Source organism: Pseudomonas sp. GD03903 (assembly GCF_029840045.1).
GTDB classification, from domain to species: Bacteria; Pseudomonadota; Gammaproteobacteria; order Pseudomonadales; family Pseudomonadaceae; genus Pseudomonas; species Pseudomonas pseudonitroreducens.
Genome location: NZ_JAOCBT010000024.1, coordinates 1 through 13451, shown reverse-complemented (window position 1 = coordinate 13451; position 13451 = coordinate 1). Strand labels below are relative to the sequence as shown.

14 protein-coding genes and 1 pseudogene are annotated in these 13451 nt (G+C 66.5%); 10 read left to right on the top strand and 5 right to left on the bottom strand.

Annotation, left to right across the window (positions count from 1 at the left end):
- Positions 1 to 4: 4 nt before the first annotated feature.
- The 3 genes from N5C91_RS27010 to N5C91_RS27000 are packed head-to-tail and all read right to left on the bottom strand — an operon-like array spanning position 5 to position 3932.
- Positions 5 to 1135, bottom strand: a complete 1131-nt coding sequence (locus N5C91_RS27010; protein ID WP_279833273.1) for an ABC transporter permease — start codon at positions 1133 to 1135, stop codon at positions 5 to 7.
- On the bottom strand, positions 1132 to 2931 hold the full coding sequence (locus N5C91_RS27005) for an ATP-binding cassette domain-containing protein (RefSeq protein WP_279833272.1): 1800 nt from the start codon (positions 2929 to 2931) through the stop codon (positions 1132 to 1134). The genes N5C91_RS27010 and N5C91_RS27005 overlap by 4 nt, the downstream gene beginning before the upstream one ends.
- Entirely contained in the window at positions 2931 to 3932 is a 1002-nt protein-coding gene (locus N5C91_RS27000; RefSeq protein WP_236200065.1) for an HlyD family efflux transporter periplasmic adaptor subunit, read from the bottom strand. Before N5C91_RS27000 ends, N5C91_RS27005 begins: the two co-directional genes overlap by 1 nt.
- Positions 3933 to 4323: 391 nt before the next feature.
- Between N5C91_RS27000 and N5C91_RS26995 the strand changes: the two genes are divergently transcribed.
- Positions 4324 to 4554, top strand: a complete 231-nt coding sequence (locus tag N5C91_RS26995; protein WP_236200066.1) for a hypothetical protein — start codon at positions 4324 to 4326, stop codon at positions 4552 to 4554.
- 52 nt (positions 4555 to 4606) lie between these two features.
- Here the strand turns inward: N5C91_RS26995 and N5C91_RS26990 are convergent, their stop codons facing one another.
- Positions 4607 to 4795, bottom strand: coding sequence for a hypothetical protein (locus N5C91_RS26990; RefSeq protein WP_236200067.1), 189 nt, complete (start codon positions 4793 to 4795; stop codon positions 4607 to 4609).
- A gap of 222 nt (positions 4796 to 5017) precedes the next feature.
- On the opposite strand from N5C91_RS26990, the gene N5C91_RS26985 reads away from it, so the two are divergent.
- The 9 genes from N5C91_RS26985 to N5C91_RS26945 all read left to right on the top strand — a co-directional run bounded on the left by N5C91_RS26985 (position 5018) and on the right by N5C91_RS26945 (position 12982).
- Entirely contained in the window at positions 5018 to 5401 is a 384-nt protein-coding gene (locus N5C91_RS26985) for a DUF3302 domain-containing protein (RefSeq protein ID WP_236200068.1), read from the top strand.
- Positions 5402 to 5404: 3 nt separating this feature from the next.
- Entirely contained in the window at positions 5405 to 6364 is a 960-nt protein-coding gene (locus N5C91_RS26980) for a biotin/lipoyl-binding protein (RefSeq protein ID WP_236173582.1), read from the top strand.
- 304 nt (positions 6365 to 6668) lie between these two features.
- On the top strand, positions 6669 to 7649 hold the full coding sequence (locus tag N5C91_RS26975) for a quinone oxidoreductase (RefSeq protein ID WP_236200069.1): 981 nt from the start codon (positions 6669 to 6671) through the stop codon (positions 7647 to 7649).
- Between the two features lie 10 nt (positions 7650 to 7659).
- Positions 7660 to 8508 carry a TauD/TfdA family dioxygenase gene (locus tag N5C91_RS26970; protein ID WP_279833266.1) on the top strand — a complete coding sequence of 283 codons (849 nt, stop codon included), beginning with the start codon at positions 7660 to 7662 and terminating at the stop codon, positions 8506 to 8508.
- A 47-nt stretch (positions 8509 to 8555) separates the two neighbouring features.
- Positions 8556 to 9608 (top strand): 3-keto-5-aminohexanoate cleavage protein, encoded by a 1053-nt coding sequence (locus N5C91_RS26965; protein WP_236173579.1) that lies wholly within the window; start codon positions 8556 to 8558, stop codon positions 9606 to 9608.
- A gap of 89 nt (positions 9609 to 9697) precedes the next feature.
- On the top strand, positions 9698 to 10987 hold the full coding sequence (locus tag N5C91_RS26960; RefSeq protein WP_279833264.1) for an MFS transporter: 1290 nt from the start codon (positions 9698 to 9700) through the stop codon (positions 10985 to 10987).
- Complete coding sequence (locus tag N5C91_RS26955; RefSeq protein ID WP_236200071.1) at positions 10987 to 11652, top strand: DsbA family protein; 666 nt, start codon at positions 10987 to 10989, stop codon at positions 11650 to 11652. Before N5C91_RS26960 ends, N5C91_RS26955 begins: the two co-directional genes overlap by 1 nt.
- Positions 11649 to 11975, top strand: a complete 327-nt coding sequence (locus N5C91_RS26950; RefSeq protein ID WP_279833263.1) for a Rieske 2Fe-2S domain-containing protein — start codon at positions 11649 to 11651, stop codon at positions 11973 to 11975. Before N5C91_RS26955 ends, N5C91_RS26950 begins: the two co-directional genes overlap by 4 nt.
- Positions 11972 to 12982, top strand: coding sequence for a putative sulfate exporter family transporter (locus tag N5C91_RS26945; RefSeq protein WP_279833262.1), 1011 nt, complete (start codon positions 11972 to 11974; stop codon positions 12980 to 12982). The genes N5C91_RS26950 and N5C91_RS26945 overlap by 4 nt, the downstream gene beginning before the upstream one ends.
- Positions 12983 to 13185: 203 nt before the next feature.
- On the opposite strand, the pseudogene N5C91_RS26940 reads toward N5C91_RS26945, so the two are convergent.
- Positions 13186 to 13451: pseudogene (locus N5C91_RS26940) on the bottom strand (hypothetical protein); the annotation flags it as partial.

Sequence of the window (13451 nt, the reverse complement as noted above, 5' to 3'; positions counted from 1 at the left end):
TCAGTCAGTCCAGCCGCTTGCGCGTCACCAGCCGCGCCAGGCCCAGCAGGGCGACGGCGTAGGCGGCGAGGATGGCGCAGTTCTTGAAGATCATCGGCCAGAAGTCGCCGGCCAGGAACAGGGATTTCACCAGCTCCATGAAGTAGGTCGCCGGCAGCAGGTTGCCGATCACGCGGATGGCGGTCGGTACGTTGCGCAGGTCGAAGATGAAGCCCGAGAGCATCATCGCCGGCAGGAAGCTGGCGAGCAGGGCGATCTGGCTGGCGAGGAACTGGTTCTTGGTCACCGCCGAGATCAGCAGGCCAATGCCCAACGCCACCAGCATGTAGAGCATGGAGGCGATCACCAGCACGATGAAGGAGCCGTAGATCGGCACGTCGAACAGGAAGCGCGCGGCGAGCAGGCACAGCGCCAGGCCGATCATGCCGATGCCGAAGCAGGGGATGATCTTCGCCAGGAGGATTTCCACCGGGCGTACCGGCGTGACGAACAGGGCTTCGAGGGTGCCGCGCTCCCATTCGCGGGCCATCACCAGGGCGGTGAGGAAGGCGCCGACCAGCGTCATGATCAGCACGATCAGCCCCGGCACCAGGTACCAGGTGCTGGTGTTGGCGGCGTTGAACCACATGCGCTGGACGATGGTGACGGCGCCAGCCTGGCTCGCTGAGCCGGCGCCACGGTCGGCCTGCTTCTCGGCGTAGCCGGCGAGGGCGCTGCTGACGTAGGTGGAGACGCTGGCGGCGCGGGTGGCATCCGAGCCCTGCACCAGTACCTGGATCTGCGCGTGGCCGTCGTTTAGGTTGCGGGTGAAGTCGGACGGGAACTGCACCACCGCGTCCACCTCGCGGGCGCGCATCAGTTTCTCGCCTTCGGCGTAGGAGCGTACGAGGTGCGGCTCCAGGTACTCGGTGCGGCTGATCCCGGCGGCCACGTCGCGGGCGATGGGGGAGGGATCGTCGAGGACGATGGCGACGATGGCGCGCTTGACGTCCAGCGACAGGCCGTAGCCGAAGATCAGGATCAGCGCGATGGGCAGGCCGATGCCGATCAGCAGGTTGCTGCGGTCGCGCACCAGCTGCCGCACTTCCTTGCGGGTCAACGAGGCGAGGCGCCGCCAGAAGCCGCCGGCGCTCATGCTGCGCCTGCCTTGGCGTGATGACGGTTGCTTTCCACAATTTCGATGAAGGCCTGCTCCATGTTCAGCGTGCTGCCCTTGCCGCCGGCCTGTTCCCGCACTTCCCGCGGGGTGCCCATGGCCAGCAGCTTGCCGGCGTCCTGGATGACGATGCGGTCGCAGTATTCGGCCTCTTCCATGAAGTGCGTGGTGATGATGATGGTGGTGCCGGAGGCCGCCAGCGCCGTGATGCGCTGCCAGAAGCCGCGGCGCGCGAGGGGGTCGGCGCCGCTGGTGGGTTCGTCGAGGAAGAGGATTTCCGGCTCGTGGAGCAGGCCCACGGCCATCGCCAGGCGTTGCTTGAAGCCGCCGGGGAGCTGGCCGCTGGGCGAGTCTTCCTGGCCGGCGAGGTCGAACTGGCGGGACACCGCATCCATCCGCTGCTTCAGCTGCTTGCCGCCGAGCCCGTAGGCGCCACCGAAGAAACGCAGGTTCTCCGCCACCGATAGGTTGCCGTAGAGGGAGAACTTCTGCGACACGTAGCCGACCTTGCGCCGTGCCTGGGCCCGAGCATTGCGCAGGTTGACCCCGGCCACCTGCAGCGTGCCACTGGTGGCCGGCAGCAGCCCGCAGAGCATGCGGAAGGTGGTGGTCTTGCCGGCGCCGTTGGGCCCGAGCAGGCCGAAGATTTCCCCGCGATGCACGCTGAAACTGGTGCTGGCCACGGCAGTGAAGTCGCCGAACTTGCGCACCAGGTCCTTCACTTCGATCACCGTTTCGTCGTTGTCGGCGTGGCCCTCGCCGTGGCGACGGGTGCCGGCCTTGAGCGATTCCATGTCGACCTGCTCGGCATCGCTGCGCGCGCGCAGCAGGAACATGAAGCCGTCCTCCAGGCGTGCGTCCACCTGGCGTACCGGGGCGCCATCGAGTAGCTGGTCGAGCTTGCCCTGATCCGCGTCGGGCTGGCGGATGAAGCGTACTTCGCCCGATTGCGGCACGGCATCGACGATGTTCTGGTGATCGTCCAGCAGCCGCGCCTGCAGGGTACGCGCGGGCTCGTCCTGGGGTGGCGTGGCGATGAAGCAGAGGTTGTCGGCGTGCTCGCGGATCGATGCCGGGTCGCCCTTGGCCATCAGTTGGCCCTGGTGCAGCAGGAAGACTTCGGCGCAGCGCTCGGCCTCGTCCATGTACGAGGTGGAGACCAGTACGCTGAGCTGCTCCTGCTCGATCAGCTGCTGGATGATCTCCCACAGTTCGCGGCGCGACAGCGGGTCGACGCCGACGGTGGGTTCGTCGAGCAGCAGCAGGTCCGGCGAGCGCACCAGCGTGCAGGCCAGCCCGAGCTTCTGCTTCATGCCGCCGGAGAGCTTGCCCGCCGGACGGTCGGTGAAGCGCGCCAGGTCGGTCATCTCCAGCAGGCGCTGGTAGCGCTCCTGGCGTTCCTTGTGCGGCACGCCGTGGAGGTCCGCGTAGAGGTCGAGGTTCTCCTGCACGCTGAGGTCTTCATAGAGGCCGAAGCGCTGCGGCATGTAGCTGATGCGGTCCTGGACCTGCTGCGGGTGGGCGTGGACGTCCAGGTCGAGCACGGTCAGCGTGCCGGCGTCGGCCTGCAGCAGCCCGGCAACCAGGCGCAGGAAGGTGGTCTTGCCGGCGCCGTCCGGGCCGACCAGCGCGGTGAGCTGGCCGCGCGGAATGTCCAGCGAGATGTCCTTGAGTGCCTGCACGGTCTTGCCTGACTCTTTCACCAGGAAGTGCTTGGCCAGGCCCTCGGCGCGGATGACCGGGCCTCCGTGGTGGGTTCCCTGAGTCGAGGCCATCAACGCGGCTCGTCGGCGAAGCGCACCGTGGCCGGCATGCCCAGGCGCAGGCGGTTGTCCGGGTCGGCGACCAGCACGCGCACTTCGTACACGAGGCTGGTACGCAGCTCTTCGGTCTGTACCGATTTCGGGGTGAACTCGGCCACCGAGGAGATGAAGCCGACATGGCCGTCGATGGCCTGGTCCGGGTGGCTGTCGGTGAACACCTGCGCCTTCATGCCCGGCTTGATGCGGCCCAGGTTGGTTTCGCTGACGTAGGCGCGAATCCATTTTGGGTCGGTCAGCGCCAGTGAATACACCGGGCGCTGCGGCGAGGCCATGTCGCCGGGTTCCAGCAGGCGCGAGCGCACGGTGGCGTTCTGCGGCGCCTTGAGGTCGGCCTCGTCGAGGTTATGCTGCAGCAGCGCCACATCGGCGCGGGCGGCGGCGAGCTGGGCCTCGGCCTGGGCGATGTCTTCCGCGCGCGGGCCGATCTGCGCCAGACGCAGGGATTTCTGGCGGTCTTCCAGCTCGGCCTGGGCAACTTTCTGCTGCGAGGTGGCGCTGTCGATGTCCTGCTGGCTGACGGCGCGGCCGCCGGGGCTGTTGGCGCGAATGCTCTGCAGGCGGCGCAGCTGGGTGGTGGCGAGGTCGAGCTGGGCGCGGGCGGCCTTGTCCTGCGCCTTGGCGCGGTCGATATCCTCGGGGCGCGAGCCGTTCTTCAGGCGCAGCAGGTTCTGCTCCTGGGCGGCGATCTGCGCCTGGGCCTTGTCGATCTGCAGGCGCAGGGTGCGCGTGTCGAGGCTGGCCAGCACATCGCCGGCTTTCACCGCATCGCCTTCCTCGACGTTCATCCTGGCGATGCGCTCGCTGCCGGTGAAGGCCAGCGACACCTGGCGGATGTCCACGTTGCCGTAGAGCACCAGGCGTTTGTCATCACTCTCGCGCGAGTGCAGGTACCACCACACTCCGCCCCCCAGCAGCAGCGCCACCAGCGCTACCAGCACCAGCTTCTTAGGCATGCAGGCCTTCCCTGTTTCGTGACAGCCCGGTGAAGGATAGACAGTTCCACGCGAAGCATGAGGACCTGTATCAATGGCGAAACGCTCTAGCCCGCAGGGTCGGCCGTTTCGATGACCGTTCGGCAGCTGCAGGGAGCGAAGGTTTCAACTGAATGCTGCGCTGTCTCGACCGTCTCGGCGGGCCTTGCGGAGGAGCAAATCACCCCGCGGATCAACGAGCGTCTCGCTCCGTGACAGGGCGAGCCAGGGGTGAATCTGCTCGCGAACGCTTTTGGAGTGGGACGATTCCCGAGCAAGCGCGCTCCTGCAAAAGTGGCGCTTCGTCAGCTCCCGATCCCGCGGCCGGATTGCCTGATAGCGTGGAGTGACACCCCCTCATGGAGATACCGCCATGGGCACCGAGACTTCCTTGCTGGCCGATCACCCTCACTCCTGGCGCCTGCGCGCCCTGCGGATGCAGTGGTTTGGCCTGGTGTTGCTGTTCCTGGCCGCAGCCCTTGCGGCGTTGACCGACTTTCTGCAGCAGGGCGGCGGTGTGGCGACCATCGTCGCATTCGCCGTGGCGGGCTTGCTGGCGCTGGTGGTGGCACGGGTGATCCTGCTGAGGCCCAGGCCAGCGTAGGAGCGGACTCCGTCCGCGATTGGCCTCCGTCAACGCCGCTGTCCGCGCGGGCTCACCGTCGCGGAATCGACTGCACCTGCGGCTGCATCTGCTGCTGCGGAATCCGCTGGTAGCCCATCTGTCCGTCGTCCATGGGCGGCGGTGGCGGGGCGTCGGGGTGGCCGTTGTTGCCGCCGCAGGACGAGCCGCCGAGCAGCACGGCCAGCGCGCCGACCAGCAGCAGGAGGGTGGACTTGCGCATGTCGATGCTCCCCGGTGAAGCCTGGTTTCAGTGAACGCGAAATCGCGGCCGGAGGATGGCTGGCCTGACGAATGGAGGCCCCTGCAACACTACGGCCGGGAGGGCCTGGCGATTGCTCGAAACTCCGCCGCACGGGGCTGCGCGCGCTCGTGCAGATCGCCAGCGCTCAGCCATACTCATCCGGACCACCTGGGCGTTGGGCCCGGGATCAAGGAGTATGGGATGCTCGACTACGTTGCCCTGGGGATACTCATATTTGCCGCCGTGGTGCTGTTCTACGGCATCATCATGCTGCATGACATTCCCTACGAGATCGCGGTGCATCGCGATCATCCCCACCAGGACGCGATCCACGCGGCCGGTTGGGTCAGCTTGTTCACCCTGCATGCGCTCTGGCCGTTCCTCTGGATCTGGGCCATGTTGTACCGCAAGGACCGCGGCTGGGGCTTTCACCATGGCAGGACGCCGCAGGCCGAGGCGGAGTATCTCGAGGGGCAGCTGGCCGAACTGCGCCAGCGCCTGGAGGTGCTGGAAGGGCGCACGGCTGCCGCCGCTGCCGAGCCTCCGCCAGCGCCTGCACCATCGCAACCGGGCGGGGAGGGCTGACGCATGGACCTGTTGCTGATCCTCACCTACACCGCCATCTGCATCGCCATCTTCAAGATATTCCGCATCCCACTGAACAAATGGACCGTGCCCACCGCCGTACTCGGCGGCGTGGTGCTGATCGGCGCGCTGATCTTCACCATGAACTACAACCACCCGTACTCCGAGGTGGCGCGTTCCTACTTCGTCTCTACCCCGGTAATCCCGGTGGTGACTGGCCAGGTGATCGAAGTGCCGGTGAAGGGCAACCAGATGATCGAGAAGGGCACGGTGCTGTTCCGCATCGATCCCAAACCGTTCCAGCTGAAGCTGGACTCGATCAAGGCGCAACTGGTGTCGGCGCGTGCCGACCAGTCCCGCGCCCGCGAGCTGGCGCTGCGCAACGTCGGCAACAAGCGCGATGTCGACCTGACCACCGCGCGTGTCGATGACCTGAATGCCCAACTGGCGCTCGCCCAGTTCAACCTCGACAACACCGTGGTGCGTGCGCCATCCCGAGGCTTCGTCACCCATGTGTCGCTGCGTCCGGGGATGATGGCGACACGCCTGCCGTTGCGCCCGTCGATGGTCTTCGTGCCGGACGAGGGGCAGTATTTCGCCGCCTGGATGCGGCAGAACAGCCAACTGCGCCTGACCGCCGGGGACGAGGCGGAAGTCGCCTTCGACGGGATTCCCGGCAAGGTCTTCAGCGGCAAGGTGAAACAGGCGATCGGGGTGATCGGCGAGGGCCAGATTCAGCCCTCGGGCACTTTGCTCAGCTATACCGGATCACCGCCGGCGGGGCGTGTGCCGGTGATCATCGAGATTACCGATCCGGACTATGCCCAGTACGCCAACCTGATGCCCGGTGGTGCTTACGGCCAGGCGGCGATCTACAGCGAGCATTTCCACCATGTGGCGATCATGCGCAAGATTCTCCTGCGCATGGCGGCCTGGATGAACTACATCTTCCCGTTCCACTGATCCGCCCCCGCGCTGCGGCCGCCCGGCCGCAGCCGTTCCTTCCGCAGTCACCGCAAAATTGTAGGAGCGAGCTTGCTCGCGAACCGCTTGATGCCTGGAGCTGCCGGGCAGACATGGTTCGCGAGCAAGCTCGCTCCTACAGGCACGCTTCAGCCTTGCGCTGGCGTGCCTGTCATGAAATGAAAAGCCCCTGTCGCACCATGTGAAGCTGCCCGCCCGGCCCCTGCCTATTGTCCGCTCAAAGGGCGCTTGCCCGCTCCAAACCAAAGCGCCCACAACAACAAGACAACTGGAGATTCCGGCCATGGCCAAAGCCGTTCGTTTCTATGAAACAGGGGGACCCGAAGTCCTGCGTTACGAGGACGTGGAGGTCGGCGAGCCCGGCCTGGGGCAAGTGCGCATCCGCCATGTGGCGGTGGGCCTGAATTACGCCGACACCTACTTCCGCAATGGCACCTACGCCGTTCCGCTGCCCAGCGGCATGGGCGTGGAAGCCGCCGGCGTGGTGGTGGCGGTGGGCGAGGGCGTGACCAACGTCGTGCCCGGCGACCGCGTGACCTACACCGGCTTCATCAACACCCTTGGCGCCTACAGCACCGAGCGCCTGGTGCCGGCGGCGCCGCTGATCCGTCTGCCGGAGAACATCGCCTTCGAAACGGCCGCCGCCATGACCATGCGCGGCCTGACCTCGGCCTACCTGCTGCGCCGCATCCATGACTTCAAGCCCGGCCAGAGCATCCTGCTGCACGCGGCTGCCGGTGGTGTCGGGCTGATCGTCGCGCAGTGGGCCAAGCTGCTCGGCCTGCGGGTGATCGGTACCGTTTCCAGCGAGGCCAAGGCCGAAGTGGCCTTCGCCCACGGCTGCGAGCAGGTCATCAACTACAGCCACGAGGGGGTCGCCGAGCGCGTGCGCGAACTCACCGACGGGCGTGGCGTGGACGTGGTCTTCGACAGCGTCGGCAAGGACACCTTCATGACTTCCCTGGAGTCGCTCAAGCGCCGCGGCCTGATGGTCTGCGTCGGTACCGCGTCGGGCCCGATCCCGCCGTTCGATCCGGTGCTGCTGGCGATGAAGGGCTCGATCTTCCTCACTCGCCCGGCCCTGGCGGACTACATCGCCGATCCGGCGGAAAAGATGGCGTTGCTGGACGAGCTGTTCACCCACGTGGGCAATGGCGACATTCGCATCGAGATCAACCAGCACTACGCGCTGGAAGATGCCGTGCAAGCCCACCGCGACCTCGAGTCGCGCAAGACCACCGGCTCGTCGATCTTCGTCATCTGAGGGCGCCGCCATGCACGTAGAACGTCTGACCTGCAGCATCGGCGCCGAAATCTCTGGAGTGAACCTGGGCGAGGCATCGCGCGACGAAGGCCTGTTCGCCGAGCTGCGCGAGCTGCTGCTCAAGCACAAGGTGCTGTTCCTGCGCGACCAGGACATCAGCCGCGCCGAGCACGTTGCCTTCGCCCGTTGCTTCGGCGAGCTGGAAGACCACCCGGTGGCCGGCAGCGACCCGGAGCATCCGGGCCTGGTGCGCATCTACAAGACTCCGGACCTGCCCAACGACCGCTACGAGAACGCCTGGCACACAGACGCCACTTGGCGCGAGGCGCCGCCGCTGGGCTGCGTCCTGCGCTGCGTGGAGTGCCCGCCGGTAGGCGGCGACACCATGTGGGCGAACATGGCGCTGGCCTACGACATGCTCCCGGCGGAGATCAAGGAGCGCATCGCCAAGCTGCGCGCCCGCCACAGCATCGAGGCCAGCTTCGGCGCCGCCATGCCGATCGAGAAACGCCTGGCGCTCAAGGCGATGTATCCGGATGCCGAGCACCCGGTGGTGCGCACCCACCCCGAAACCGGCGAGAAGGTGTTGTTCGTCAATGCCTTCACCACCCACTTCAGCAATTACCACACGCCGCAGAACGTGCGCTTCGGCCAGGACGCCAACCCCGGCGCGTCCGACCTGCTGCGCTACCTGGTGAGCCAGGTGTACATCCCCGAATTCCAGGTGCGCTGGCGCTGGAAGAAGAACGACGTGGCGATCTGGGACAACCGCTGTACCCAGCACTACGCAGTGATGGACTACCCGCCCTGCGTGCGCCGCATGGAGCGCGCCGGAATCATCGGCGACAAGCCGTTCTGAGCCCTCGTTGAAACCGACTTCGACAAGAACAATTCCAGGAGACAGACATGCAATTCTTCGACGATTCGCTGCACCCCGAGAACCAGGAAAAGGTGGTCATCACCACCGCTCCCTATGGCCCGGAATGGATGCCCGAGGACTTCCCCGAAGACATCCCGGTGACCATGGACGAGCAGGTGCAGAAGGCCGTGGACTGCTACGAAGCCGGCGCCACCGTGCTCCACCTGCACGTGCGTGAGCTGGACGGCAAGGGCTCCAAGCGCCTGTCCAAGTTCAACGAGCTGATCGCCGGCGTGCGCGAAGCGGTGCCGGACATGATCATCCAGGTCGGCGGCTCGATCTCCTTCGCCCCGGAAAGCGACGGCGAGGCGGCCAAGTGGCTGTCCGACGACACCCGCCACATGCTCGCCGAGCTGACCCCCAAGCCCGACCAGGTGACGGTGGCGATCAACACCACCCAGATGAACATCATGGAGCTGCTCTATCCGGAGTACCTCAAGGGCACTTCCCTGGAGAACCCGCTGTACCAGGCGGCCTACAGCGAGATGACCGTACCGGCCGGCCCGGCCTGGGTCGAGGAGCACCTCAAGCGCCTGCAGGCGTCGGGCATCCAGCCGCACTTCCAGCTCACCGGCATGCATGCCCTGGAAACCCTCGAGCGCCTGGTGCGCAAAGGTGTCTACAAGGGCCCGCTGAACCTGACCTGGATCGGCATTGGCGGCGGTTTCGACGGCCCCAACCCGTTCAACTTCATGAACTTCGTGCACCGCGCACCGGACGGCGCCACCGTCACCGCCGAGTCGCTGCTGAAGAACGTCCTGCCGTTCAACATGATGGCGATGGCCATGGGGCTGCACCCGCGTTGCGGCATCGAGGACACTATCATCGGCCAGCACGGCCAGCGCATGACTTCGGTGGAGCAGATCCAGCAGTGCGTCCGCGTTGCCCATGAACTGGGCCGCGAGGTCGCCAGCGGCAAGGAAGCGCGCGCCATCTACAAGATCGGCGTGCAGTACGACAGCATCGAGGAAACCCTGCGCATGAACGGCATGGCGCCCAACCGCCAGCCGGGCCAGAAGTCCGTCCCGCAACGCGCGTGACAGGCTCCAGTGCGGGTTCTGCCAGTAACCCGCACTGGCTTTATCCAAGAACAACAAGAATCCACTGACTCCCCCGGAGAGCTAGCACCATGGCCATCCACTCCGTCGCCCTGGGCGACATCCCTGCCACCGTGCCCAGCGTGCCGCGCCGCTATGCCTGGGTGGTGTTCGCCCTGACCTTCGGCCTGCTGATCTCCGATTACATGTCGCGCCAGGTGCTCAACGCCGTGTTCCCGCTGCTCAAGGTCGAATGGGCCCTGAGCGACGCGCAGCTCGGCCTGCTCAGCGGCATCGTCGCGGTGATGGTCGGCCTGCTGACCTTCCCCCTGTCGCTGCTCGCCGACCGCTGGGGGCGGGTGCGCAGCCTGGCGCTGATGGCCATGCTGTGGAGCCTCGCCACCCTGGGCTGCGCCGTGGCGCAAACCTTCCCGCAGATGTTCGCCGCGCGCTTCTTCGTCGGCGTTGGCGAGGCCGCCTACGGTAGCGTTGGTATCGCCGTGGTCATCTCGGTCTTCCCGGCGCACCTGCGCGCCACCCTGACCGGCGCCTTCATGGCCGGCGGCATGTTCGGCTCGGTGCTCGGCATGGGCCTGGGCGGTGTGCTTGCCGCGCACCTGGGCTGGCGCTGGGCATTCGCCGGCATGGCGCTGTTCGGCCTGCTGCTGGCGTTGCTCTATCCGCTGGTGGTCAGCGAGAAACGCATTGCCCCGGTGGCCGCCGCCGAGGCGCCACGCCAGGTGGGCGGGCGCTCGCTGCGCAGCCTGTTCGGCAGCCGCTCTGTGATCGCCGCCTACCTGGGCAGTGGCCTGCAACTGTTCGTTGCCGCCGCGGTGATGGTGTGGATTCCCAGCTACCTGAATCGCTACTACCACCTGGATACCGGCAAGGCCGGGATGATCTCGGCGGTGATCGTGCTGGTCGGCGGGACCGGCATGGTGCTCTGCGGCATCCTCTGCGACCGCCTGGGCCGCGCCAACCCGCCGCGCAAGATCATCCTCGCCATCGGTTTCTGCCTGGTCAGCTGCGTGCTGCTGTCCATCGCCTTCCACCTGCCGCCGGGCACTGCGCAGTTGAGCCTGATCTGCCTGGGCATGCTGGTCGCTGCCGGTACTTCCGGGCCGTCCGGCGCCATGGTCGCCAACCTCACCGCGCCGGCGGTACACGGCACGGCCTTCGCCACGCTGACCCTGGCCAACAACCTGCTGGGCCTGGCGCCCGGGCCATTGCTCACCGGCGTGCTGGCCGATCATCTCGGCCTGGACCGTGCCTTCCAGCTGGTGCCGTTGCTGAGCATTCTCGCCGCGCTGGTGTTCCTCTACGCGCGCCGTCACTACCACCGTGATATGCGCCGCCTGCGCGGCGAAGAGGAGGGCGCCTGATGCCGACACTCAACCTGGACATGACCTTCGACTTCATCTGCCCCTGGTGCCTGATCGGCAAGCGCAACCTCGACGTCGCGCTGCGCCTGCTGGCCCGTCAGCGTCCCGAGCTGCGGGTGCGGGTGAACTGGCTCGGCCTGCAATTGCTGCCGCAGTTGCCGATGGAGGGCGAGCCCTTCGCCGAGTTCTACCAGCGCCGCCTGGGCGGCAAGCGGGCGGTGAAGGCGCGCATGGGTGAAGTGCGGCGAGCGGCAGAGGGCGCCAAGGTCGACCTCGATCTCGAACGTATCCTCAGCATGCCCAACACCACCTATGCGCACCGGGTATTCCAGCGCGCGGCGCACGTCGGCAGCGACAACCAGAAGGAACAGCTGCTGGAGATGATCTTCCGCGCGCACTTCCAGCTGGGCCAGGACATCGGCAATCGCGACACCCTGTGCCGCCTGCTGCGCGCCTGCGATTTCAACCTGGCCGATTTCGATGAAGCCCTGGCCGACGGTGCGCGCCAGTTCATCGGCCGCCGCGTGGCCCTGGCCGATTCCAGCGTGCCGATGTTCCTCCTCGAAGGCCGTGCCTTCGCCCTCGGCGGGCAGAGCCCCGAGCAGTTGCTGGCAGCGCTCTATCGCGCGCTGGAGCGGCAGTTTGCCGAGGCTATTCCGGCATGAGCGGTGTGGTCCGTGTTCCCGCCGAGCGCTTGCCGGCGCGCGGCGGCAGAAGCCTGTTCCTCCATGAGAAAGGCGCCTTCCTGCTGTTCGATATCGACGGTGAGCTGCACGCCATCGATGACAGCTGCCCCCATGCCGGCGCCTCGCTGTTCAGCGGGCGTCTGGATGGCCGCTGGTTGCAGTGCCCGGCCCACGGCCTGCGTTTCGATCTGGCCACGGGCTGCCCGGCTGGCATCAAGGGTTTCGGCCTGCGCCGGCATGGCATCTCCTGGATTGCCGGCGAGTGCCATGTAGTGATCAGCGATGAAAAGGTGCCGGCATGACTGCGCTGACGATTTCCGCGCTCGGCACGCGCAGCCGTACGCTGCTGCCGGGGCTGCTGGTCAGCGCCATGGTCGCGGCGGCCGCGACCTTCCTCTCCGAGCACTACGGCGCACCGGTGATGCTCTTTGCGCTGCTGCTTGGCCTGGCGCTGAACTTCCTCGCCGCCGATAGCGTGTGCAAGGCCGGTATCGAATTCACCGCCCGCGAAATCCTGCGCCTGGGTGTAGCGCTGCTGGGCATCCGCATCACCTTCGGGCAGATCGCCGAACTGGGCTGGCAGCCGGTGGTCATGGTGGTGGTGCTGGTCACGGTGACCATCCTGGTGTCGATTGCGGCGGCGCGCGCCATGGGCTTCAACTTCCTCTTCGGCCTGCTCACCGGTGGCGCCACCGCCATCTGCGGCGCCTCGGCGGCCCTGGCCCTGGCGGCGGCGCTGCCGGCGCACACGCAGAAGGAAAAGGCCACGCTGTTCACCGTGCTTGGCGTGTCGGCATTGTCGACCCTGGCGATGATCCTCTATCCCATGATCGTCCGTGCACTGGGCCTGCCGCCGTTGCAGGCGGGGATCTTCCTCGGCGGCACCATCCATGACGTGGCCCAGGTGGTCGGCGCCGGCTACAGCCTTTCGAAGGAAGTCGGTGACAGCGCCACGGTGGTCAAGCTGATGCGCGTGGCGATGCTGCTGCCGGTGATTCTTTGCGCAGCGATGATCACCCGCGCCCGCGGCGTGGAGCCGGGCGACAAACGCCCACCGCTGTTGCCGTGGTTCGCCGTGGGCTTCGTGCTGCTGGCGGCGGTGAACAGCACCGGCTGGTTGCCGTCGATGCTGGTTGAGGCGGGTGGGAAGCTGTCGCAGTGGTGCCTGGTAATTTCCATCGCGGCGCTGGGCATGAAGACTCAGCTCAAGGCGCTGGCAACGGTGGGGGTGAAGCCGATCCTGTTGATGGTGGGGGAGACGGTGTTCCTGGCGGTACTGGTGCTGGGGATGTTGAAGGTCGCGGGGTGATCCCGCTGCGTCGGTCGTAAGCCGTAGGGCGCATAACGCGCAAGCGTTATCCGCCGACGTGGTATCGGCGGATAACCCGTTCCGGGTTATGCGCCCTACGCAAAGACTTCTGTTTTGGTTTTGGTTTTGGCTTTTGAGGGCTTCCAGAGGAATATCCGCACGCGCCGAGTGCCCCTTTCAGGAGGCCGAAGGTGATCGGAGTTTCAGGGGTTGAGCGACATGGATGTCGCGAGAGCGGCGATGGGCCAGGGATGGCCCTTCGCCGCGGGCCCCTGGAACTCCGAAGAACCGAGGGTACTTTTCGCGAAGCGAAAAGCCGGATGGCAGGGGCGAGACTTTTTGGTTCCTTTTGGGGCGTTTGCCAAAAGGGACTCGCCCGAGGGGGCGAAACACGGAATGCGCGCGCACGCCGAGGCGGCGCAGAAACGCCCAACCGAGAAGCTTTGAGTTCTGGTGTTCAGCGTCGCAT